The 23,455-nt window shown below is 60.6% G+C and carries 22 protein-coding genes and 3 pseudogenes; 20 read left to right on the top strand and 5 right to left on the bottom strand.

Translation table 11 applies throughout. The features are described from left to right. Positions 1 to 8 precede the first annotated feature (8 nt). From E4P82_RS10140 to E4P82_RS10090, 12 genes are all read left to right on the top strand, one after another. On the top strand, positions 9 to 2,825 hold the full coding sequence (locus E4P82_RS10140; RefSeq protein WP_169248767.1) for a CHAT domain-containing protein: 2,817 nt from the start codon (positions 9 to 11) through the stop codon (positions 2,823 to 2,825). Between the two features lie 17 nt (positions 2,826 to 2,842). Next, complete coding sequence (locus tag E4P82_RS10135; RefSeq protein ID WP_169248766.1) at positions 2,843 to 3,415, top strand: Uma2 family endonuclease; 573 nt, start codon at positions 2,843 to 2,845, stop codon at positions 3,413 to 3,415. A 50-nt stretch (positions 3,416 to 3,465) separates the two neighbouring features. Next, positions 3,466 to 4,677, top strand: coding sequence for a class I SAM-dependent rRNA methyltransferase (locus E4P82_RS10130; protein ID WP_312914686.1), 1,212 nt, complete (start codon positions 3,466 to 3,468; stop codon positions 4,675 to 4,677). A 45-nt stretch (positions 4,678 to 4,722) separates the two neighbouring features. Next, entirely contained in the window at positions 4,723 to 5,004 is a 282-nt protein-coding gene (locus tag E4P82_RS10125; RefSeq protein WP_169248764.1) for a hypothetical protein, read from the top strand. Positions 5,005 to 5,121: 117 nt separating this feature from the next. After that, the gene (gene lgt / locus E4P82_RS10120; RefSeq protein WP_169248763.1) at positions 5,122 to 5,919 is read left to right on the top strand and encodes a prolipoprotein diacylglyceryl transferase; all 798 of its coding nucleotides are present in this window, start codon (positions 5,122 to 5,124) and stop codon (positions 5,917 to 5,919) included. Positions 5,920 to 6,093: 174 nt separating this feature from the next. After that, positions 6,094 to 6,363 carry a (2Fe-2S)-binding protein gene (locus E4P82_RS10115; protein ID WP_169248762.1) on the top strand — a complete coding sequence of 90 codons (270 nt, stop codon included), beginning with the start codon at positions 6,094 to 6,096 and terminating at the stop codon, positions 6,361 to 6,363. 18 nt (positions 6,364 to 6,381) lie between these two features. After that, positions 6,382 to 6,846 carry a bacterioferritin gene (bfr, locus tag E4P82_RS10110; RefSeq protein WP_169248761.1) on the top strand — a complete coding sequence of 155 codons (465 nt, stop codon included), beginning with the start codon at positions 6,382 to 6,384 and terminating at the stop codon, positions 6,844 to 6,846. Positions 6,847 to 7,018: 172 nt separating this feature from the next. Beyond that, complete coding sequence (locus E4P82_RS10105) at positions 7,019 to 7,936, top strand: alpha-amylase family glycosyl hydrolase (RefSeq protein ID WP_246327501.1); 918 nt, start codon at positions 7,019 to 7,021, stop codon at positions 7,934 to 7,936. Beyond that, positions 7,908 to 8,123 (top strand): hypothetical protein, encoded by a 216-nt coding sequence (locus E4P82_RS22080; RefSeq protein ID WP_246327500.1) that lies wholly within the window; start codon positions 7,908 to 7,910, stop codon positions 8,121 to 8,123. The genes E4P82_RS10105 and E4P82_RS22080 overlap by 29 nt, the downstream gene beginning before the upstream one ends. Before the next feature lie 58 nt (positions 8,124 to 8,181). After that, complete coding sequence (locus E4P82_RS10100; RefSeq protein ID WP_169248783.1) at positions 8,182 to 9,225, top strand: IS701 family transposase; 1,044 nt, start codon at positions 8,182 to 8,184, stop codon at positions 9,223 to 9,225. Positions 9,226 to 9,332: 107 nt separating this feature from the next. After that, on the top strand, positions 9,333 to 10,025 hold the full coding sequence (locus E4P82_RS10095) for a cysteine hydrolase family protein (RefSeq protein ID WP_169248760.1): 693 nt from the start codon (positions 9,333 to 9,335) through the stop codon (positions 10,023 to 10,025). 56 nt (positions 10,026 to 10,081) lie between these two features. Further along, positions 10,082 to 10,838 (top strand): IS5 family transposase gene (locus E4P82_RS10090; RefSeq protein WP_420887093.1). Its coding sequence is split into 2 segments (ribosomal slippage): positions 10,082 to 10,183 and positions 10,185 to 10,838, totalling 756 coding nucleotides; the frame shifts between segments, so codons are not numbered across the junction. 190 nt (positions 10,839 to 11,028) lie between these two features. Here the strand turns inward: E4P82_RS10090 and E4P82_RS10085 are convergent. The 5 genes and pseudogenes from E4P82_RS10085 to E4P82_RS10065 all read right to left on the bottom strand — a co-directional run bounded on the left by E4P82_RS10085 (position 11,029) and on the right by E4P82_RS10065 (position 14,412). Further along, a pseudogene (locus tag E4P82_RS10085) lies at positions 11,029 to 12,236 on the bottom strand (IS701 family transposase). Between the two features lie 666 nt (positions 12,237 to 12,902). Continuing rightward, positions 12,903 to 13,304, bottom strand: coding sequence for a type II toxin-antitoxin system VapC family toxin (locus E4P82_RS10080; protein ID WP_312914662.1), 402 nt, complete (start codon positions 13,302 to 13,304; stop codon positions 12,903 to 12,905). 8 nt (positions 13,305 to 13,312) lie between these two features. Next, positions 13,313 to 13,555, bottom strand: coding sequence for a type II toxin-antitoxin system VapB family antitoxin (locus tag E4P82_RS10075; protein WP_169248759.1), 243 nt, complete (start codon positions 13,553 to 13,555; stop codon positions 13,313 to 13,315). Positions 13,556 to 13,781: 226 nt separating this feature from the next. Then, a complete protein-coding gene (locus tag E4P82_RS10070) occupies positions 13,782 to 14,117 on the bottom strand; it encodes a helix-turn-helix domain-containing protein (protein ID WP_169248758.1) in 336 nt (111 codons plus the stop codon). Beyond that, positions 14,098 to 14,412 (bottom strand): annotated as a pseudogene (locus E4P82_RS10065) (type II toxin-antitoxin system RelE/ParE family toxin). The gene E4P82_RS10070 and the pseudogene E4P82_RS10065 overlap by 20 nt, the downstream one beginning before the upstream one ends. A gap of 293 nt (positions 14,413 to 14,705) precedes the next feature. Between E4P82_RS10065 and E4P82_RS10060 the strand changes: the two are divergent. The 8 genes and pseudogenes from E4P82_RS10060 to E4P82_RS10025 all read left to right on the top strand — a co-directional run. After that, positions 14,706 to 14,807, top strand: a pseudogene (locus E4P82_RS10060) (recombinase family protein); the annotation flags it as partial. Between the two features lie 173 nt (positions 14,808 to 14,980). Then, positions 14,981 to 16,936: a sigma 54-interacting transcriptional regulator gene (locus E4P82_RS10055; RefSeq protein WP_246327498.1), complete on the top strand. Its 1,956-nt coding sequence runs from the start codon at positions 14,981 to 14,983 to the stop codon at positions 16,934 to 16,936. Positions 16,937 to 17,082: 146 nt separating this feature from the next. Further along, complete coding sequence (locus tag E4P82_RS10050) at positions 17,083 to 17,496, top strand: putative quinol monooxygenase (protein WP_169248757.1); 414 nt, start codon at positions 17,083 to 17,085, stop codon at positions 17,494 to 17,496. A 167-nt stretch (positions 17,497 to 17,663) separates the two neighbouring features. Further along, positions 17,664 to 18,146, top strand: a complete 483-nt coding sequence (locus E4P82_RS10045) for a nuclear transport factor 2 family protein (protein ID WP_169248756.1) — start codon at positions 17,664 to 17,666, stop codon at positions 18,144 to 18,146. 13 nt (positions 18,147 to 18,159) lie between these two features. Beyond that, a complete protein-coding gene (locus E4P82_RS10040; protein WP_211203102.1) occupies positions 18,160 to 18,489 on the top strand; it encodes a hypothetical protein in 330 nt (109 codons plus the stop codon). A 6-nt stretch (positions 18,490 to 18,495) separates the two neighbouring features. Next, on the top strand, positions 18,496 to 20,220 hold the full coding sequence (locus E4P82_RS10035; protein ID WP_246327497.1) for a SulP family inorganic anion transporter: 1,725 nt from the start codon (positions 18,496 to 18,498) through the stop codon (positions 20,218 to 20,220). A gap of 60 nt (positions 20,221 to 20,280) precedes the next feature. After that, the gene (locus tag E4P82_RS10030; RefSeq protein ID WP_420887092.1) at positions 20,281 to 22,500 is read left to right on the top strand and encodes a DUF3141 domain-containing protein; all 2,220 of its coding nucleotides are present in this window, start codon (positions 20,281 to 20,283) and stop codon (positions 22,498 to 22,500) included. 91 nt (positions 22,501 to 22,591) lie between these two features. Then, complete coding sequence (locus tag E4P82_RS10025; protein ID WP_169248755.1) at positions 22,592 to 23,368, top strand: bestrophin-like domain; 777 nt, start codon at positions 22,592 to 22,594, stop codon at positions 23,366 to 23,368. The last annotated feature ends 87 nt before the right edge of the window (positions 23,369 to 23,455 follow it).

Raw genomic sequence — 23,455 nt, 5'->3', positions numbered from 1 at the left:
ATTCCACCATGCCGGTTCATCTTCATACGCCACTGATTTTGCAGCCGCCCGCTGATTTGGCCAGCCGCTTTCCTCATGTGCTCAGCCTGGCTCAACAACTATCGCTCAAGTACGTGCATCGGTACGTGGTGACGGAACATGATTTACAAACCGTGGGCGATGCGCTGTGGCAAACGCTGGGCGTGGACGAAGTGCTCGCCGCCGCGCGCCAAGCCGCCGGCACGCGGATACTGCCATTGATTGTCGAAAGCGCCGACCCGCTGGTGCAGTCCTTGCCGTGGGAATGTCTGCATCATCCCGAACACGGTTTTCTTGGCAAACATCCCGGTTTCAGTCTGACGCGCCGCTTGTCCGCCGCGCCATCCGCTTCCGTCGAGCCGCCCAAAGGTCCACTGAAAGTCTTGCTGTTCACCGCCTTGCCCGACGATTTGGATCAGGAGAAGGAACGCCTGGATATGGAAAGCGAGCAGGCGAACGTGTTGGAGGCGCTGGACCCGCTGATTCATCAGGGTTTGGTGCAATTGACGACGCCCGACGACGGGCGCTTCGATCATTTTCGGCAACTGCTTCGAGAGCAGGAATTTCATCTGGTGTTCCTGAGCGGTCATGGCCAGTTCAACGCTGACCCGCTGCTGGGTCCAGTCGGGGCCTGGTTTCTGTTCGAGGGCGCGGATGGCCGGGGTGAGCGGGTGGAAGGCGAGGAACTGGCAAAAGCGTTTTCGGGAACGGCCGTGCAAGCAGTGGTGTTGTCGGCCTGTCAGTCGGGCAAGTCGGCGTCCGCCGATCTCGGTTCCAGCTTGGCGACGCGCTTGTTGCGAGCGGGTTTGCCGCATGTGGTGGGGATGCGGGAATCCATTCTGGACGTGGCGGGCATCCACTTTGCCCATGCCTTGTGCAAGGCGCTGGGTCTAAAAGAACGGCTGGATGTCGCCCTGCAAGCCGCACGGGGATTTATCGCCGAGTCGCCGGCGCTGGCCGGATTGCGCAAGGACTTGTCCGGCGCGACGGAGCGGAGTTGGGGCCAGTGGTGCTTGCCGCTGCTGTACAGCCGCGACCCGGCGCAACCTTTGATCGACTGGCAATTTCAGCCGGTCCCGCCGCAACCGCCGTTGGAGCGGTATCACGAAATCGCCGGGATGCCGTTGCCCGCCGCGTTCATCGGACGGCGGCGGGAACTGCGAGAACTGGGGCAACTCGTGTACGGCGACCGGCCTGGACAATGTCTGCTCACCGGCGCGGGCGGTCAGGGCAAGACCAGTCTGGCGGGACGTTTGGCGCAACGGTTGGAAAACCGGGATTGGTTGGTACGGGCCTACACGGCGCGGCAGGGGGACAACTGGAAAGATTTCGTCAACGAGTTGCTGTTCTGCCTGGAGAAACCGCTGGCGGAACAGGTGGATCGCGCGCTGTTGCGTTGCCAGACGGAGACTGACAAGGCGCGGTTGATAGTGCGGGCATTGATGCAGCAGACCGGCAACAAGCTGGCGTTGGTGTTCGATAACTTGGAAACCCTGCAAGACCCAACCACGGGGCAAATCACCGACGAGGCGGTAGCCGCGTGGTTGGACGCCTGCAAGCCGGTAGGTTCTGACCCTGCGCCCGTGGTGCTGGTCACATCGCGCTGGGTGATTCCCGGTTGGGAGGGAGACCGGCGTGGGCAGCGGTCGCTTGGAGCGCCGTTGTATGGCGATTTTCTGCGCTATCACCAGCAGTTGGGCGGAGCGCCGTGGGGCACGGAGCGGCTGCGCCGGTTGTACGAGGCGTTGGACAGCAATTTCAAGGGCTTGGAGTTTTTCCACGAATCGAGCCAAGTGGCCGGGGATGACGAGGCGTTCCTTCAACAACTGGAGGACTCCAGGAAGGAACTGCAACTCCACATGATGGTGGAAAAACTGGTCGGCTATCTGCAACCGGACGAGCGGGAATTGCTCAACCGGTTGCGTGCCTATCTGGCCCTGACCTTCGCCAATGGGGTGCGCGTCGTCGCCCAGGGTTTGCCCGAGCCGAAGCGGTTGTTGCGGCGGCTGGTTGGGCTGTCGCTGGTGGACATGGAGATGGAGGTAACGTTGCACTTGCCGCGTTATCGGCTGTCGGCGGTGGTGGCGGACTGGCTGCAAGCGCATGATCCGGAACCGATCAGCGATATCCGGCAACGCGCGGCGCGGTATCAGCGTTGGGTGCATGACTACCTGCTGCACACCTTGGAACAGGCGCTTAACGCCCATGAAGCCTTGCGGCAGAGCGGCTTGGACGAAGACGCAGCCCGGTTCGCGCTGGACACTATCGTTCCTTATTTCAACCACATCGGGCTATATCACACGCTGCTCAAGGAGTGGCTGCCGGCGTTGCGGGAAAGCCGGAATCAGGAATTGCGGGCGGATGCGCTGAACCAATCCGGCAAGACTTGCCTTCATGTCGGCCAGTACGCCGAAGCCAAACCGTTTTTGGAGGAATCGCTGGCTATCCGCCGGGCGATCGGCGACCGGGCCGGGGAAGGCGCGACCCTCAACAACCTCTCGCGGATTTACGATGCGCGCGGGGATTACGACACGGCGCTGCGCTATCTGGAGGAATCGCTGGCCATCCAACGGGCCATCGGCGACCGGGCGGGTTTATGCCCGACGCTGTTCAACATCGGCCATCTCCATTGGCGGAAAGACGAGCATCAACAGGCGCTCGCCTGCTGGGTGCGAACCTATCGAATTGCCAAGGAAATCGGATTATCCGAAGCGCTGATAAATTTGGAAAAGCTGGCCAAACAACTGGGTGGCAGCGGTTTGGAAGACTGGAAACGGCTATCGCAGCAAATGGAGTCCGGGGAATAATCCGCAGGAGCGAACCGATGAATCAAGCCAAAGCCGTTCCACGATTGACCCGCTACGATCAACTACTTGCTCTACCGGAAAACCAGGTAGGCGAGATCATCGGTGGCCAACTCTACACCCAGCCGCGTCCCGCTGGACCTCATGCAGCGGCGGAATCGGCGATCAACGTCAATCTGGGGTCGCCTTTCCACTTCGGGCGCGGCGGAGGGCCTGGAGGCTGGTGGATTCTGGTGGAACCCGAAATTCACTTCGTCCGCGACACCGAAGTCGCCGTGCCCGATCTGGCCGGTTGGCGGCGCGAACGAATGCCCACCATTCCCCGCGACCACCGTTTCGAGGTCGTTCCCGACTGGGTTTGCGAAATCCTCTCGCCGTCCACCGCGCAAAAGGATCGAACCCTAAAACTCCCGCTTTACGCCCGTTACGGCGTCGCCCACGCTTGGCTGGCCGATCCGTTGGCACGCACGCTGGAAGCTTTCGAGTTGCGCGAAGGTCAATGGGTGTTGCTTGGCGCGATTGGAGAAGACGCGCCGGTTTGTTTCCCGCCCTTCGCGGCCATCACCTTCTCGCTCGCCGATCTGTGGGTTTGAATATACTGTTCGCCCACTCAGCCATCGCATGCTTGTCCGCTCATGTCCACATCCCCCCATTTCCCCCCGCCGAATTTGCCCCCCTACGTCTACGCAAGGACGAAGATCGTCGCCTGCGCGCCGGCCATCTCTGGGTCTACAGCAACGAAATCGACACCGGCGTTACCCCCCTGCGCAATTTCGAACCCGGCCAGCCGGTGGCGATTCAAGCCAGCAACGGCAAAACCCTTGGCACCGGCTACATCAACCCGCACGCGTTGCTGTGTGCCCGGCTGATCAGCCGTGACTTGGAGCATCCCTTCAGCGCCTCGTTGCTGGTGCACCGCTTCAACGTGGCGCTGAGCCTGCGCGAGCGACTGTACGACCGGCCGTTCTACCGCTTGATCTACGGCGAGGGTGACGGGCTGCCGGGCCTGGTCGTGGATCGCTACGGCGACTTCTGCGTGGCGCAACTCACCACCGCCGGCATGGAACAATTGAAGGACGCCATTCTTGCCGCGCTGCAAAAAGTGTTAAATCCGACGGCGATACTATGGCGCAACGACAGTCGAGTACGGGAGCTGGAAGGGTTGGAACGCTACGTCGCCGACGCTTTCGACACGATTCCAGACACCGTAACGGTCGAGGAAGACGGGCTACGCTTTCAAGTCTCGCCGCGCACCGGGCAGAAAACCGGCTGGTTTTACGACCAGCGCGACAATCGCGCCCGGCTGGATCGTTACGTGGCCGATCGTCGAGTGCTGGACGTGTTCAGTTACGTCGGTGCCTGGGGTGTGCGGGCGGCGGTGCGCGGCGCGAGGGAGGTGCTGTGCGTGGATTCGTCCACGACCGCGCTGGAGCAAGCAATGGTCAATGCGACGTTGAATGGGATCGGCGATCGAGTCAGAACCGAACAGGGCGATGCTTTCGAGGTGCTCAAAAGCTTGCGCGAGGCCCGCGAGCGCTTCGATGTGGTGATCGTGGACCCACCAGCTTTTATCAAGCGTCGCAAGGATTTCAAGGAAGGCGCGCTGGCCTACCGGCGGCTCAACGAGATGGCGATGCAGGTGTTGGAACGCGACGGACTGCTGGTGTCTTGTTCCTGCTCGCAGTTGTTCTCCCGCGATGTGTTGGTGCACACCCTGCTGCAAGGGTCGCGGCATCTGGATCGCAATCTGCTGATGCTGGAGCAGGGTCGGCAGGGACCGGATCATCCGGTTCTTCCGGCGATTCCCGAAACCGACTACCTCAAGGCAATATTCGCGCGGGTGCTGCCGGCCTGAAAAAGACCCGATTGATCCCCTGCAACCACTCAAGGATCTCGAACGATGAACGAGCAGGATTCCCGCCACCTGATTCGAGTACTGGAAGAAATACGCGATAATCAGAGAACGCAACTGGAGCGCCAGGCCGAGGCGCTGGCATTGCAGCGCGAGCAATTCGCGCTGGTTCAAAAGCAAACCGAACGCGCGGAGCGCCTGCAGGATCGTGCCGAGCAAATCCAGGCCAAAAGCGCGCAACTGGTCGCTGGCGCCCGCAAGGCGATGGTGGTCGTCCTGCCTGTTCTCATCGTGCTGATCGCTTACCTGACTTGGCTCATCTTTCGTTGAGCACGCAGCGTCCCGACAGCGTTGCAATACTTTTGCGGACTTCGCATTTCTGAAAAGTTCGCGGTTATGGTCGGTGGCGGATCGCCAGCGACTCGAACATCCTCCACGGAGTTTTCCATGCTCGTACATCCCGATTTCGATCCGGTGGCGTTCAGTCTGGGGCCGCTGCATGTGCGCTGGTATGGCCTCATGTATCTGCTGGGTTTCCTCGCCGGCTGGGCGCTGGGCCGTTACCGCGCCCGCCAACCCGGCTCCGGCTGGACCGCCGAACAGGTGGACGATCTGGTGTTCTACATCGCCTTGGGCGTCATTCTCGGCGGCCGGATCGGCTACATCCTGTTCTATGGCTTCAGTTCCTTCCTCGACAATCCGCTGGTGCTGTTCCGGGTCTGGGAGGGTGGCATGTCGTTTCACGGCGGGTTTATCGGCGTGCTGCTGGCCATGGTGTTGTTCGCCCGCAAGTACCAAAAAGAATTCTGGCCGACCATCGACTTCGTCGCGCCGCTGATCGCGCCGGGCATCCTGTTCGGCCGACTCGGCAATTTCATCAACGGGGAATTGTGGGGTCGGGTCACCGATCTGCCGTGGGGAATGATATTCCGCCAGACCGGCGACAACCTGCCGCGCCATCCGTCGCAGTTGTACGAGGCGACGCTGGAAGGCTTGGCGCTGTTCCTCATCGTCTGGCTGTTTTCGGCCAAGCCGCGCCCGACCATGGCGGTGTCGGGGGTGTTCGCGCTGAGCTATGGTATTTTCCGCTTTCTGGTGGAGTTCGTCCGCCAGCCGGATGCGCAGCTCGGCTATCTGGCTTTCGGCTGGGTGACCATGGGGCAGGTACTGTCGCTGCCGTTGATCATGGTGGGTGTGGCGCTGCTGACGCTGGCCTATGGACGGCGACCGGCTGGCCGGGCATGAGGCGGGTCTTGCACCGGACTCCCAAGGCGTCTTCTCGTATTGGGGTAAGAAGCCATGTAGAGCCATGGCGGGGAGTCGATAAGCTTCGGCAACCAAACCGATTGCAGGCAGTCATTAGAATGATCGGTCAAGGTTCTGTCAGCTCACAACCAAGGAGGATGATTTCCATGTTTTTTGTGCATCTGCAAGTCGATTTCCGACACGCAAATCCGCGAGGCGGTTGATCAGGGTGCCCGCACCATCGGCGATATTAGCGCTCGCTTTGGGGTGGGCGTCGAATGCGGCAAGTGTCTGGATGATATACGACAACTTCTTGATGCTTGTGTAGTGGCGCCACCGTCGCCGGTCACGAGCCATTGTTCCACGGCGCCGGTCGAGGTTACGCCGCCGCGAGCCACCGAGCCCGCTCCGCAGCGGGCGGCCTGGTTTGCCGTGGATTTGTGAATCCTGGGAGAAAATCCGATGAAAGGCGACGCCAAGGTCATTGAATATCTGAACAAAGCCCTTCGAAATGAGTTGACCGCCATCAACCAGTATTTTCTGCACGCCCGCATGTTCGACAACTGGGGATTCGGCAAACTGGGCAAGCACGAATACGACGAGTCGATCGACGAGATGAAGCACGCCGATCGCCTGGTGCGGCGAATTTTGGATTTGGAGGGGCTACCCAACTTGCAGGATCTCGGCAAGCTTTATATCGGTGAACACGTCGAGGAAGTGTTTCGGGGAGATCTGAAACTCGAACATGACGCCCACCCCCTGTATCGGGAAGCCATCGGTTATTGCGAGAGCTGCGCCGATTACGTGACCCGCGACCTGCTGACCGCCATCCTCGCCAGCGAGGAAGAGCATATCGCTTGGTTGGAAACCCAGTTGGCATTGATTGGACGTCTGGGATTACCCAATTACCTGCAAGCTCAGATGTGAGCCTGCCTTGGCATCGCCCGGCGCTCATCGGCCATGGGTCGGTCGGACTGCTGTAGACGGTGGTTTCGTGCTACGATTCCACCGGATGGCCTGTCGTGCCAAACCACCGTAATCCGCCGGAGCGCGCCGCCGTGTCCCGGCCATCAGAATGAAGAATTTTGGGGAGTCGCCGATGCTGATCTATAACCTTTTTCCCTTGTTGGCTGGGCCGTTTGGGGACTGGGAACCGCACTTCAAACGGGCCGCCGACATGGGTTTCGACTGGATTTTCGTCAATCCAGTCCAGAAACCCGGTTCCTCGGGCAGCCTCTATTCCATCGCCGACTACTTCAAGCTCAATCCTCTGATGGTGGACCCGGCATCCAAGCTTTCCCCCGAGCAGCAGATCAAGGGAGCGCTGGCCGCCGCCGACCGGCTGGGTCTCAAGGTGATGGTGGACCTGGTGATCAACCATTGTGCCTTCGACTCCGAACTGACGCGCCAGCACCGCGAATGGTTCATGCAGGAAAATGGCGATATTGCTCACCCGTCCTGCATGGAGGATGGCCGCAAGGTGGTGTGGGGCGATCTGGCGCGTTTCAACCACCAGCATACTTCCGATCCGGAAGGGCTGTACCGCTACTTTTACCAGATTGTCGAATTTTTGCTGGAGCTGGGGTTCAAGGGCTTCCGCTGCGATGCGGCCTATCAGATTCCCGGTCATATCTGGGGACGGCTGATCCGCGAGATCCGGCAGAAATATCCGGATACGGTATTTACCGCCGAGACCCTGGGTTGCACCGCCGACCAGACCAAGCAGACCGCCCAGGCTGGTTTCGACTATGTATTCAACAGCTCCAAGTGGTGGGATTTCCACGGGGCTTGGTTGCTGGAGCAGTATCAACTCGTTCGCGATATCGCCCCGTCCATCAGCTTCGCTGAGAGTCACGATACCGATCGGCTGTTCCAGGAGGTCAACGGCAACGTGGCGGCGATGAAGCAGCGCTATCTGTTCTCCGCCCTGTTTTCCGCGTCCGGCGTCATGATGCCGATCGGGTTCGAGTACGGGTTCCCGTCGCCGGTTGCATGTGGTCAACACCCGCTCCAGTGATTGGGAACAACCCAACATCGATTTGTGCGCGTTCATCACCGCCGTCAATGCGATCAAGAGTCAGTACGCCATTTTCCGGGAGGAGGCTCCGACCACGATTCTGCCCTACCAGAATCCCAATATCCTGCTCATGTGGAAAGCGTCGGTCCGCACTCACGAAGAAGCGTTGATAGAACTTACGCATTGACAAGTATCGTATGGTGTGGTCGGTAAAGACGAACTCGGTCCACGAAGGTTTTCGGTTGATGAGAGTTATCAGTCGCCCATCGACAGCGCGTTGCACTTTGGCGATGTATGTTTCTTTTTTGTTAGGTGAGCCGCATTCGCCAACGGGGAATCGCTTGGCGGAGGTCATGGAGATCAGCCATGACAGCGTCAATCGGTTTTTGCTCCGCGAAGACTACACGCCCCGCGATTTGTTCGAGGAAGTCCGCTCCGGCTTGACGTTGAAGGGCGGCACGGTCAGTGTCGACGACAGTGTGTTAGATAAACCGTACGGCCAACTGATGGCCTTCGTGGGTTATTTCTGGTCGGGAAAACATCATGGTGTCGTGAAGGGGATCAATCTGATGACGTTGTATTACACCGATCCGCACGGTCGCCATCAACCGATCAATTACCGAATTTACGACAAAACCGCGAACAAGACCAAAAACGATTATTTTCAGGAAATGCTCGTGGAAGTGCTCGCTTGGGGACTCCAGCCAGCCTGGGTCACCGGCGATAGCTGGTACAGTAGCACCGCGAATCTCAAGATGATTAAAAACCATCATCGGGGATTTCTGTTTGCACTGGAAAGCAACCGTCGGGTTTCCGTGGAAAAAGGCCAATGGCTCCAGGTACAACAACTGGCGATTCCCGAAGACGGCTCGCTCGTGTACCTCCGGGGATTCGGTACGGTCAAAGTGTTTCGGACGCAGTTGAAAAACCAACCACGCCATTATGCCTTGTATCAGCCGAACGACGAGGATTGGGTCGCTTTTGATCGTCCTGCTTTCCTCAAGCTCCACGACCAACACTGGCAAATCGAGCAGTATCATCGGACGCTCAAACAAGTGTGCCACATCGAGCATTTTCAGGTCCGACAACCCACCGCCATTCGCAACCATCTCTTTGCGGCGATCTGTGGCTATGTCCAATTGCAACGACTACAGGCTACCGATGTGATTCGTAATTGTTATCGTTTGCAGCGTGAGTTGTTTAATGAGGTGATTGCCGCGTTTATTAAAGCCTTCGCCCCCAACTTGGGACACCTCAACCCACATTTCCAACCTCCTGTCAATGCGTAAGTCCTATATAAATGCAACTCCGTGGTGAGCGCGGCGGTCGGAACGATAAAAGAAAGTACGAATCACGGGCTGGTCGCCATTGTCGAATGATGCCGAGGAGAACTCTCATGCGCCTCGAATTCCTGATCGTCGATCCGCAAAACGACTTTAGCGACGCACCGGACGCGGCGTTACCGGTAACGGGCGCTGGGGCGGACGCCGAACGTCTGGCGCACTTGCTGGAGCGGTTGCGCGACCGCATCGACGGCATTCGCGTCACCCTCGATACTCACCAGTTGCTGGACATCGCCCATCCCGTGTTCTGGGTCGATGAGGCTGGCCGGCGGCCGGCGCCTTTCACCCAGATCAGCGTGGCCGATGTCGAGAACGGGATCTGGCACGCCTATGATGGGCATACCCAACAGCGGGCGCTGGCGTACGTGCGAGCGCTGCGCGATAACGGCCGCTACCAACTGACCATTTGGCCGCCGCATTGCCTGATCGGCACCTGGGGCCATAACGTGATGCCGGTGGTGGCCAAGGCGCTGCGTGCTTGGGAGGAAGCCAAGTTCGCGCGGGTGGATTACGTGATCAAGGGTCATAATCCCTGGACCGAACATTATTCGGCGGTACAGGCCGACGTGCCCGATCCGGCCGATCCGGGCACCCAGATCAACCGACGACTGATTCAGGTCCTGGAAAACGCCGATGTGGTGGCCTTGTCCGGCCAAGCGCTCTCGCATTGTGTCGCCAACACGGTTCGGGATATCGCCGACCAGTTCGGTCAGGAGAGTATTCACAAACTGGTGCTAAGGTGTTAGGTTCTGTTGACATTTTGTAGTACGGGTTGGAGAGTCGCGAACTTTTGCGGAACGCTATGGACCGAAGCCTCCTGACCGACGAACAATGGGCGGTGATTTTAGCGTTTCTTTTGAGACATCCCCATGTTTATGTGGGAAATCCCCTCACTTGCCGAGCTTTTTTTGGAGGCGGTGTTATGGGTGCTGCGCAGTGGCGGTCAGTGGCGATTGTTGCCGGCGGCACGGGGGGCTTGGAATCATGTCTTCAAGCGGTTTGCCCGGTGGCAACGACGCGGTGTCTGGGCCGAGTTGCAGGCCCACGTCGTGCGGGACCCCGACCTGCAACAGATGCTGATCGATAGCACGGTGGTTCGTGCCCACCCCTGCGCGGCGGGGGCGGAGCAAAGCTCCGCCGAGGCGGAAGCCTTGGGCCGTTCGCGGGGCGGCTTTGGCACCAAGATTCATGCCGTCACCGATGCCTTGGGTAACCCCTTGGTCTTCGTCCTCACCGGTGGACCAGCGTCCGACATCGGGCAGGCCGAACGGTTGATCGGGGCATTCCCGGCCCACGCCGTGATCGGCGATAAGGGCTACGATTCCGACGCGTTCGTGAAGGTCGTGGAGGAACGCGGTATGCAAGCGATCATCCCGCCCCGTTCCAATCGCCTCAACCCGAGGGTCTACGACCGGCATCTTTACAAGGAACGCCACCTCGTCGAATGCTTTTTCAACAAGATCAAGCATTATCGCCGCATCTTTTCGCGTTTCGAGAAAACCGCTCACCACTTCATGGCCTTCCTGCACTTGGTTGCCTTCCTCATTTGGACTCGATGAAATGTCAACAGAACCTAATACTACAGTTGTAGAAACTCACATAAAGTCATGGGGAAAGGACAGGACTTTGCACGTTGTCGCCGCCGCCAATGAAAATACTGGGCGATGCGCTGATGACGGCGTCGCCAACGGAACCCATGGAGCATACAGTTTCGGTGAGAAAGCGGTCCGGTCAGGGGGGTGATGAACCCTAACCAACGGCGAAGGTCGGCCAAGGAGACCGTGACCGTGACGGGTCTATCTGGAAGCGGTAGAGGTTTTTTTTCAACACCCGCTGTCGACAACCGACGAGGAAGGCATGGGCAGCCATGACCAGCGTGATATGCCGGTACCAGCCGTGCCAGGTCCGCACTTCGTACTGATCCAAGCCCAGTTGCGACTTGGTTTCTTGAAAGCAGCGTTCGATGGCCCAACGGGCACCGGCGGCCAAGGCCAATTCGGCCAAGGAACAGGTCACGGGCGCGAAGGCCAAATAGGCGGTCAGACGCCCTTCGTCCAAGGTGCGGCGGACCAGAAGATAGCGTTGGCCGATCGCCTCGGGCGGCGTGTTGATCGGTTGGCAAGTCCATTCGTACTCACGAGGCCCTTGGTTGCCCGCCCCCGCGCTGAGCCGCGCCCACGCGGTCTGTGGGTCGGTGGCGAGGGCGGCCAAGACGTCCCGCACCGCGCGTTGTACCCCACCCTGCCAGAAATAAGTTTTACCACTGACCGCCAGGACATAGGGTTGATTCCGCTCCTCCAGGCTGGCGCGCAGGCGATAGCTGTCTCCATACACCACATCGCCGGTGACCCAACGGGCCGGGATGCCCGCATCCAAGGCGCGAAGAATCATTTCCCGCGCCAGTTCGGTTTTCGGTTGGTGTACCACATCGTCATCAATGCCCGCCCGCTGACAGCGCACGCGATCCGCCGACCACTCTTCCGGGAGAAACAGGGCGCGATCGATCAAGCCTTGCCCCCAGCAGCTGGCATAGGCCAGAAACACTCCGATCTGACTGTTCTCGATCCGGCCGGCGTCCCACTGTATTGGCGCTTCACCCCGGCGGAATGACGGCCTTTCTTCAAAAAGCCGGTTTCATCGACGATCAAGACGCCTTCCGCATCCGCCAGCGCATGGATCACCCGAGCCCGCGCCGCATCCCGCACCCCGTCCGCATCCCATTGAGCACGGCCCAGTAAGTGCTGGAATCCATAGGGATGGGCCTCACCCCGTGCTTCCGCCAACTGCCAACAATTGCGTCGTTCCACCCCACCCAGCAACCCCTGGAGATACGCCGCCAGCCATTCGCGCGTCTCGAACCGTTTCGCGTAACCACCCAGTTCCGCGACCCACTCGGCCCAGGCCGCTTCCCAATCCCTCGCGTCTCCTTCCCATTCATCCTGCCACGCTTCACCCATCACCAACCGCGCTCTCGGCAAACAATCCAGATGAAGTATATTGTATTATCTACAACTGTAGTACTTAGACAGAGAGGGCGGCGAAATCGATCAATCGGGCTGCCTCCCCCCGGGTTTGCATGCTCTCCTATCTCTACTACGCCAGCCGCCACCAGTCGTCACGTGCCCTGGCGGTGGTGATCGAGGCACTGCGGCATCGTCGTTAGGGCCAAGGGCCGGTCGGGCGATGACCCCATCTTGTCGAGATTTCGCGGATGACGACCTGGGGCGCGGTGCAATCGGGCGACCCTCGCCATGGCCGAAAAGCCTTCAATGGAAGACGGAGTGGGCGAGACGAGAACAATAAAAACTCAAGCAACTCATTTATATAATAAATAGAGTACAGTTTTGTGGGCGGATCGCCCCGAATCCCGGCACGAACGCCGAAAGCGATCCGGTCGCCACGCGCTCGGATTTGTCCTGTCGGCCTTCTCTCAGTCTTGGATCGCGCGGCTCGCGGTCGCGGTCCGAGCAGCGTTCTCGAAACGGTTTTTCGTTCGGTCCGCTCATTTTGAAACGGGCCAATCGGTCGGGCGCATGGCTCGATACCGCGCCGAAAGCCGGCGCGTTCCCGACGATGGCATGGCGATCGCGACACGCCGCCAAACCGTTAGCGCCGGCGACCCCCTACTCTCGGATCGCCAGCGCCGGCCGCACGTCCGTCCGGGCGAAATCCTCGCCCACGAACAGTAGGGGCGCGTCCAGGGTCCGGGCCAGGGCGTAGGCGAAGCAGTCGCCGAAGTTCAGGCCGGCCGGATGGCGGCCTTTGCCGAAGCGGAGAAACGCCTCGCGGGCGAGCCGGGCCTGCGGCTCGTCGACCGGACGCCGCTCGATGGCGGCGGTTTGGAGAAAGCGATCCAGAAATGCTAGGGTGGCCGCGTCGCCGTGGCGTCCCGCCACCACTAGGCTCAACTCCACCCAGCCGGCCACCGATAGCAGGCGGGACGCCGCCGCATGCAGGCGCGACGCCAGCGTCTCCCAGCCCGGCTCGCTTTTGAGGAGGGCCACCACCGCTGACGTGTCGACCACCAGGACGGTCACCGGGGCAGGCCCGCCTCGTCGTACAGGTCGGCGTCGGTCGGCCAGGCCGGCGGCGCGGAGACCGACCGCACCTGCGCCGCCGCCTCTTCGATCCGCCGCAGATAGGCGGCCCGGTCGTCCTCCAGCCGCCGCAGCTCGTGCCGGACCGCGACCGCGACCGCTTCGGTTAGACTGGCGCCCAACTGGCCGGCGAGCTCGCGGACCGCCGCTTCGGTTTCTCGATTCTTGATGTTCAGCATGGCGAGGGGTAAAGAATTGGTTTACGTCGGTAAAGATTACGCCCCGCGCCCGACGAAGGCAAGACGCCCGAGCGCCCCTGACGGAAGGCCAGGCCGGGCAACGCCACTCGAAATAAGTTCTGATAACCTCTTTTATCGGAACTTAAGAGGTCGCTTTTATCCTGATAATTACGTGTTACGTATTATGGCATTTTGCGAGATCGGCGGTCCGCCCCGCCGCGTCCGGTCAAGCGACGGCCAACGTGCGATGCCCGACCGGGTCAGCCGCCGGCTTCACCGTGATCTCGATGTCGTACCCAAGCCGGGTCAAGCAGTCCATCAGTTTGCGCTCGGACAGGTTGGCGAAGTCGCCCCGCAGCAACGCCGAGACTTTCGGCTGCGGGATGCCCATGCGGCGACCGGCCTCTTCTTGGGTCAGGCCCCGTTGACGCACGGCGCGGACGATTTCGATCGCCAAGCCGGACTTGATTTTGAGCTTTTCGGCACCAGGGAAACCCAGGTCCGCAAAAACGTTGCCGGAGCCGGTCTCGACCTCGATCCCTTCAACGAGACGTTTTGCCATCTCTCATCTCCTTCGCGATCACCTCGGCCACTTTCAGCCGGACTCGAATGATTGCCACGTCCTCATTTCGGCGTGGCGATCCCACTTTTGCTCTTCTTCTGAAAGCAGTGCAGGACAAACACCGCTTGCTCGAACTTCACGGTATAGACTGCGCGGTACGTGCCTCCTCGACCATTTCCAGGACGCTGGCGCCACCGAAGCTCGCCAGCGCTTTCGCGGCGTCGTGCCAATCACCACGCTGGGCAAAGTCTAAAGCGTGGCCGAAGAACTTTCTCACCTTGAGCGGAAGCGCCATCAGGTCTTTCTTGCGGCTTCCGATCCAGATCAGTGGTTTTTTCTCGGGCGGCCATATACATATTATACTTGAACAGGTATAAGAGAGGCGAGCGATGGAACGCGCATTCGCCGTCGCTCGGCTGGCCTGGCAGTGGCGAATTCAGCTTGAGGCCGCGGCGCACATGAGCCGGCTGCCCCCAGGACGAGGCCACATAGCGCCGATCATCGATGCCATTTAGCGCTAAAAGCTCCATGCGACTCCGTTTTCACCGGTAGTCACTTAAACGGTCGTTTAAGTGACCGGAGCACAGCATGCTGATCGGCCACGCCCGCGTCTCCAAGGCGGACGGCTCGCAAACCACGGACCTCCAGCGCGATGCGCTGCTGGCCGCTGGCGTTCGGCCGGATTACCTGGGGTCTGCTCGGGATATATGTAAATTGTTATCACTTCTTGCTGGTTGAAGGGATGGTGTCCGAAAATGGGTTTACGGCTATGATTTTCAACTATTTATTTTTATATAATTTATTATGCGAGTAAACCTGTATCCCCGAGCAGCCCCCAGGAAGGTGGGTTTTTCGAGGTTCCCATGAGTGCCCTCAACCCTCATATCCAGGCCGAACTCGAAGATCGGCTGCGGTTTGAAACCCTGCTGGCCGAACTCTCGATGCGTTTTATCAACCTACCCCCCGATCAGGTGGATCAGGAAATCGAGAATGCCCTACGTTGCCTAGTCGAAGCGTTGCATGTCGATCGATCGACCCTGGGGCATCTGAGCGAAGATCGTCGGGATATCGTTGTGACCCACTCGTTTACTCGACCAGGATTTGAGGCATTTCCTCTGTTCCCGTCCCTGGCCACCGCGGCACCGTTGTTGGTCCGAACGCTGTTGAGCGGCCAACCTTTCATAATGCCGCGCCTGGTTGATTTGCCAACGGAAGGTGATGCGGATCGGCAACTTTTCAGGAGCCACCAAATCCTGTCGGGCATGGTGGTTCCCTTAATGGTCGGCGGCCGCGTCATCGGCGCAGTCGGTTGCAGCCTGGCGCACGGAGAGCGCGAGTGGCCCGAGCCCATGGTGCGTGGCCTGCGCCTGATCGCCGACGTGTTTGCCAATGCCTTGGCCCGTCAGAGTGCCGACCGGGCGCTACAAGAAAGCGAGGAGCGCATGCGTCTGGCGGCGGCGGCGGCCCATATCGGCCTGTGGGTTTGGGATATTCCCCACGACGCCATCTGGGTCTCGGATCGAGCGCGTATCCTGTACGGTGTCCAACCGGACGAACCGGTCAACTTCCAGCGATTTATAGCGTCTTTGCATCCAGAGGACCGGAGCCCAGTAGAGACCGCCGTGCAAGGCGTGTTACGCCAGGGTGGTGATTTTTGCGAGGAATACCGGGTCGTGTATCCCAATGGCGTCGTCCGTTGGCTCTATGCCATCGGTTCCTGTCGGCTGGACGCGCAAGGCCAGCCAGTACGGTTGATGGGTGCTTCCCTCGACATCACCGAACGGCGGGACCAGGAAGCGCGTCTCCGCGGCGCCCTGGAGGAAGTGCAACGCCTGCAGGCGCAACTCGCGCGGGAAAATCTTTATCTCCGACAGGAAGTGAAATCCAGCCAAGGCCACGGCCGCATCGTTGGCCAAAGTCCGGCTCTTCGTCGGGTCCTGACGCAAGTGGAACAGGTGGCCCCGACCGCCTCCTCGGTGCTGTTGCTGGGTGAAACCGGAACCGGCAAGGAATTGTTCGCGACGGCGATCCACACATTGAGCCCACGCCGCAACCGTGCCATGGTCCGGGTGAACTGCGCGGCGATTCCGGCGGCCTTGATCGAGAGCGAACTGTTCGGGCGCGAGAAGGGCGCCTATAGCGGCGCGCTTGCCCGGCAGATTGGCCGCTTCGAGATGGCGGATGGGTCGACGATCTTCCTTGACGAGATCAGCGAATTGCCGCTCGAATCCCAGGCGAAGTTGCTCCGGGTGCTGCAAGAAAAGGAGGTCGAACGGTTGGGTAGCCCAAAGATCATCAAGGTGGATGTGCGGGTGATCGCCGCCACCAACCGGGACTTGGCCAAGGCGGTCGCCGAGGGCCGCTTCCGTGAGGATTTGTATTATCGCCTCAACGTGTTTCCAATCACGGCACCGCCATTGCGCGAGCGGCTGGAGGATGTGCCATTGCTGGTGTGGGCCTTCGTGGAGGAGTTCTCGAAGGCCATGGGGAAGCCGGTCGAGGCGATCACCAAAACCAGTTTGCTAGGGCTACAACGGTATCCGTGGCCCGGCAACGTGCGTGAACTGCGTAATACCATCGAGCGGGTGATGATTCTGGCTAGTGGCCCCACGCTGAAGATCGACCGGCCGGGCACCGTTGCCACTCCGGTCACCCGGGGTCTTGCCACCTTGGCCGAGGCCGAACGCGAACACATCCAGCGGGTGCTGGAATTCACCGGCGGACGCATCCGGGGTGCGAGCGGCGCGGCGGAAATTCTCGGCCTCAAACCCACCACCCTCGAAAGCCGCATGGCCAAACTCGGTTTGCACCGCCGCTGAGTTGTGAGTCCCCGATATTTCGGAGTTCCACGATATTTCAGATTCCCTGCTGGCGCCGACGCTATTTTTCGACTGGGAAAATATTTACAACTTATTAATTTTAAATATCTTCTTATCAAAAATCTCATTCCGGTTCGGTTGGCGCGTTGCCTGCAATTGTCGAGGGCATGATCGAACTGCGGCTTTGCCTGCGAACCCCTCCAAAGCGGACCCCGTCGCTACGTGTCGCGTTGCGATCGCTAGCCCGGTTGGCGCGGCTGGAGCGAGGTTGTTTGGAGACCCATCTTTTCACGGAAAGTTGCGATCCTCGGTGTCTCTGTTACGTCGAGGCGTGGGATACCGAGGACAATCTACGCTCGATGCTTTGCTCGGAGCATTTTACCCGTCTCGTGGAATTGATGGAGACAGCCACCGAACCACCCATGCTGGATTTTCGCACGATCACCGCAATCCGTGGCCTTGAATTCGCCTGGCAGGCACGGCACGGGCAGAACGATCCGCAGCCCGGGGAAGCGGACGATCCTGCGTTGTCCGCCATGGCGACCGACCCGCCACCATGAATGTTGCTCATCCTGTCAACCAAGCTCCGGGTTGCGTTGGATTCTCGGCATCATCAACTGAAGAGGAGTGTTTTCCATGAAAAAGCGTCCCATTCGCAAGGATCTTGGCCCGATCACCGCGACCCTGGGTCTGGTTTTGACGGCGCCGGTCTGGGGGGGCTCAACCGGTGGAGACCGACCTGGTCAGGGAAGAAATCCAGGCCGTGCTGCAAAAGCACGACGAGGCTCTGGACAAGCAGGATCTCAAGGCCTTGCTTTCGCTTTACGCCGACGATCCCAAAATCGCCATGATGGGGACCGGCCCTGGCGAGTTCTGGAAGGGCAAGGCGGAGGTCGAAGCCGCTTACCAGGAATTTATGAAGGACTTCAAGGCCGGATCGCTGAAACATCAATGTCCGGATACCTCCGGCGGTCACCGGGGCGAAGTCGCCTGGCTGGTTGCCTCGTGCAACATGCAAGACGTTGCCCTGGACGGCCAGACCCGGAAGTATGGGCTGAATGTTTCGGCTGTGTTCGAAAAACAGAAAGAGGGCTGGAAGATTCAGACCCTGCACTTTTCCAACCTGACCGGCGCTGATACTCCACCGAAAGGCAAAGCTTCGGCGGCTCCAGCGGCTACGCCCGCCGCGGCTTCAAAGCAAGCCGAGTGAGTGGAGAACGATCATGAGCGATCAACAGAATACACAGTCTCTCGAACACGCGGATGCCCCGGAAATGCAGGAGCGACGCACCTTTCTGCGCGGTTTGGGCAAATGGTCGCAGGCGGTGATTGGCGGAGTGCTGCTGGGCGGGGGGGTTGATGGTTCCCCATCGCGCCCGCGCCGGCTGGATCAACCGCCGCGGCGGTTACGGCGGCGGCGGCTGGATCAATGGCGGTGGCGGTGGCGGCGGTTGGATCAATCGCCGCGGCGGTTACGGCGGCGGCGGCTGGATCAATCGTTAACCGGGTATGAAGATCATCCTGCCGCTGGCCCGTTACCTTCCGATCAGTGAGCCCTAATGAACCAACGCCTGATGGCACGTTTGGCGCGCCTCGCGCCCGGCGTGCCAGCACTCCTGCGCTACCGATTCGCGGCGGACTTCCGCCACGATTTGGTGGCCGGCATCTCGGTGGCGGCGGTCGCGTTACCCGTCGCCGTTGCGTATGCGGAACTCGCCGGTTTTGATCCGGTCGTGGGCCTGTACTCATGCATCCTGCCGCTGGTGGCCTACGCCCTTTTCGGCACCTCGCGGCAGTTGATGGTGAATCCCGACGCGGCGACCTGCGCGATGATTGCCGCCGCCATCACACCACTGGCCGCCGGCGATCCAGCCTTGTATGGATCGCTCGCGATCCTGCTGACGTTCTTCACCGGCCTGTTTTGCATCGCGGCGAGTTTCCTCCGGCTGGGCGCGCTGGCGGATTTCCTGTCCAAGCCGATCCTGGTCGGTTTCCTGAATGGCGTCGCCATCAGCATCCTGCTCGGGCAAATCGGCAAGCTGTTCGGCTTTGCCATCGAGTCCGGCCGCATCATTCCCCGCCTGCTTGAATTCATCGCCAAGCTGCCACAGACGCATGGTCCAACCCTGGCGGTGGGTTTGGGCAGCTTTGCCGTGCTGCTTCTGGCGCGCCGGTTCCTGCCGCGCTGGCCGGCGGCGCTGATCACGCTGGTGGTCGCCGGCATTGCGGTCGCCGTGCTGAAACTGGATGGACAGGGAGTGGCGGTTCTGGGTGCGGTTCCCGCCGGACTGCCCCTGCCGCGCTGGCCTACCGTCTCCCTCGAACACTTGCCCGCTCTCCTTGCCAGCGCGGCGGGTCTGGCCCTGGTGCTGTTTTCCAGCGGTGTGTTGACCGCCCGCAGCTTTGCGGCGAAGAACCGCTACGAGATCGATGTCGATCGCGAGTTTGCCGCGTTCGGCGCCGCCAATATCGCCGCCGCCCTGTCCCAGGGTTTTGCCGTCACCGGCGCGGCCTCGCGCACCGCCATGGCGGACTCAGCCGGCGGTCGCACGCAGGTCACTGGTCTGGTGGCCGCCGCGACCATCGCGACGGTGTTGCTGTTTCTGACCGGACCCTTGCGGTACGTTCCCATCGCCGCGCTGGGCGTGGTGCTGGTGTTCGCCGCGTTTTCGCTGTTCGATATCCGCGCGTTGCGAGACATCTGGAAGATCGACCGGCGCGAGGTGGGGCTGTCGGTGCTCACCATGCTGGGCGTGGTGGCGGTGGGCGCGATCAATGCCATTCTGATCGCGGTGGCGCTGGCGCTGGTGCGTTTCGTCAAGCTGACCGCGCGGCCCCGCGATGAGGTGCTCGGCCAGGTGGACGGCCTGCCTGGGTTCCATTCGGTCGAACGACATCCGGGCGCCAGAACCTTCTCCGGCCTGGCGCTTTACCGTTTCGACGGTCCCATCACCTTCTTTAATGCCGCCTACTTCAAACAGCGGGCATTGGCGGTGGCCGACGCCGCCGGCCCGGAACTCCAGTGGTTCGTCATCGATGCGATTCCCATCAGCCACATCGACGTAACCGGTCTGTATGTCTTGCGCGATCTCAGGGAGGCTCTGGAAGAGCGCGGCATTACCCTGATTCTGGCCGGACGCAAGACCGAACTTCTCAATTGGCTGCAAGAAATAGGACTCTACCGCTCCGAACACAAGGAGCATATCTTCCCGACCCTCCGTCAGGCGCTGAAAGCCTACCGCCGCGAAACCCGCCCGGCGGATGCGCCGCCTGATGAGGAGTAAACGAGCGCATAATTGATTATTTAATAAATGGTTATTCGAGATTCCCAAGGAGCTTGATCGATGACCGAGCCATCCCAATCCCTATCTACTCTCTCCACCCAGGCCCTTATGCCCGCTCCTGCCCAACAGGCCGTTGATTACTGGATCGATGGTTGGCAGCGCACCATTCTGTTCTGGGACGTGCTGCGCCAGCGCAGCGACCAATATTACGCGCAGAAAGCCAAGGCAGTCCCCAATGTATTGAGCTTCGACGTGGATCTGGTGCTGGACGGCCGGACCTTCGAACGGCCGGTCAATTATGGGCTGGTGCGAGTTCAGCCGCCGGAAGGCGTGATCATCGACCCGAAGAAGCGCCCGTTCGTGGTGGTCGATCCGCGCGCCGGCCACGGTCCGGGGATCGGCGGCTTCAAGGCCGACAGCGAACTGGGCGTGGCGATGCGCGCCGGTCATCCCTGTTACTTCGTCGGTTTCACCCCCGACCCGATGCCAGGCCAGACCATCGAGGACATCATGCGTGCCGAGGCGGTCTTTCTGGAGAAAGTTATCGCGCTGCACCCCGACGCCGAAGGCAAACCCTGCGTGGTCGGCAACTGCCAAGCCGGATGGGCAGTGATGATGGTGGCCGCGACCCGGCCGGAATTGTTTGGTCCGATCATCGTGCCCGGTTCGCCGCTGTCCTACTGGGCCGGGGTGGAAGGCCAGAACCCGATGCGCTACACCGGCGGGGTGCTAGGCGGCAGTTGGCTGACCGCGCTGACCAGCGACATCGGCGGTGGCAAGTTCGATGGCGCCTATCTGGTCGAGAACTTCGAGAGTCTCAACCCCGCCAATACCTTCTGGACCAAGAACTACGACCTTTGGTCGAAAGTCGATACCGAGGGATCGCGCTTCCTGGAATTCGAGAAATGGTGGGGAGGCCACGTCAATCTCAACGCCGAGGAAATGCAATGGATCGTCGATCAACTGTTCGTCGGCAACCGGCTGGCCACCGCCGAAATCGTCACCAGCGACGGGGTGCGCATCGATCTACGCAATATCCGTTCGCCGATCATTTGCTTCTGTTCCAAGGGCGACAACATCACCCCGCCCCAACAAGCGCTGGGCTGGATTGTCGATCTCTATGCGCAAGACGACGATCTGCGCGCCTGCGGTCAAACCATCGTTTACGCCATCCACGAAAGCATCGGCCATCTCGGTATCTTCGTCTCCGGTGGGGTGGCCAAGAAGGAACATCAGGAGTTCGCCTCCAACATCGACCTGATCGACGTGCTGCCGCCCGGTCTGTACGAAGCGGTGCTGACCCCCAAGACCGCCGATGCCGCCAACCCCGATTTGATCGTCGGGGACTGGATCGCGCGCTTCGAACCGCGCACTCTGGACGACATTCGAGCCATCGTTCAGCCCAGCCTGGAAAACGAGCGGCGCTTCGCCGCCGCCCGACGCGTCTCGGAAATCAACCTCGGTCTGTATCGCACCCTGTTCCAACCGTTCGTCCAAGCCTTCGCCAACACGCAAACGGCTGAATGGCTCCACAAGCTCAATCCTTCCGAACTACCCTTCGAGCTGTTTTCGGATCGCAACCCGCTGATGCGGCAGATTGCCCAATTGGCCGAGCAGGTGCGCGAGCAGCGCCAGCCGACTTCACCCGATAATCCCCTACTCCATGTGCAAGCCATGATCTCGGACGGGATCATCGCCGCCCTTGACGGCTATCGCGATCTGCGTGATCGCGGCATGGAGCAAATCTTCCTCGGTATTTACAGCTCGCCGGTGTTGCAAGCGCTGGTCGGGTTGCGGGCTTCGGACGAGCCTCCGCGCCGGCGACCGGGGGTCGAACCGGAGCGCATCGCGTTCATCCAGCAGCGCATCGCCGAACTCAAGGCCCGTATCGCCGAAGGTGGCCTGCGCGAAGCGGCGATTCGCAGCCTGGTCTACATTGGCATGGCGGGATCCGGTGTCGACGAGCGCGCCTTCGAGGCGCTACGGCAGATGCGCGCCGAACATGGCGGCCTGACCCTGGCGGAGTTCAAGCAAATGCTGCGCGAGCAGTTCTTTGCCCTGCTGCTCGATCGCGACGAGGCGCTGGCCGCGATCCCCAAGATGCTGCCCATCGATACGGCCACTCGGGCGGAGGTGCTCGGCAAGATCCGGCAGGTCGTGTCCGCCGCCGGCGAAGTGAGCGACGCACGAGCGGAGCGGTTGACGCGGATCGAACAACTGCTCATCGCGGCTGGAACGGGCGGTGACACCGGCGGTTCCGAGAACGCTTCAGCCGGTTAGTCCGGCGTGACCCATCCGTCGTGGAAACGGTGGGTTACACACTTGATACGCTAAATTCCCCAACCTAATTTTTCTCCCGTCAGGACTTCACATGGACTACGCGCTGACCTCACTGATCGCCCTGATGCTGTTTCTTGGGATGCTGGTTTTTCTGGAAGCCGGCCGGCGGATTGGCAACCGTCGACTGGCGAACGACGCCGAAGGAGCGCGGACCGGTACCGGCGCGATCAAGGGCGCGGTGTTCGCGCTGCTGGGCTTGCTGATCGCCTTCACTTTCTCGGGCGCGGCCTCGCGTTTCGATACGCGTCGGAATCTGGTGGTCGAGGAGGTCAATGCCATCGGTACCGCCTACCTGCGGCTCGGTTTGCTGCCAACCGATGCGCAGCCGGCGCTGCGGGATTTGTTCCGACGCTATGTGGATTCCCGGATGGAGATCTATCGGAAGCTGCCCAATGTCGAAGCCGCCAAGGCGGAGCTGGTTCGTTCCACTCAGTTGCAGGAAGAAATCTGGACTCAGGCGATGGCCGCCGGACGCATGGAAGGCGCACCGCCACCAGCGACGATGTTGTTGCTGCCGGCGCTGAACCAGATGATCGACATCACCACGACCCGGGCCATGGCGACTCAACTGCACCCGCCGACGATCATCTTCGCGCTGCTGTTCGGACTGGCGCTGGCCAGCGCGCTGCTAGCCGGCTACGGCATGGCCGGTGGAACGTCGCGCAACTGGCTGCACATGATCGGCTTTGCCGCCGTCATGGCGGTGGCGGTATACGTCATCATCGACATCGAGTACCCACGCTTGGGCCTGATCCGGGTCGATGCCTTCGATCAGGTGCTGGCGGATCTGCTGACCGGCATGAAATGAGCCGGAGTCCCGTGAGATCACAACGATAAATCCGTTGCCACCAGCGCCAGCAAATAACCTGATGCACCGACCGCAGTTTGGCATTGA

The organism is Candidatus Competibacter phosphatis (assembly GCF_012939995.1).
GTDB classification, from domain to species: Bacteria; Pseudomonadota; Gammaproteobacteria; order Competibacterales; family Competibacteraceae; genus Competibacter; species Competibacter phosphatis.
This window is presented reverse-complemented; position numbering and strand designations above follow the sequence as displayed.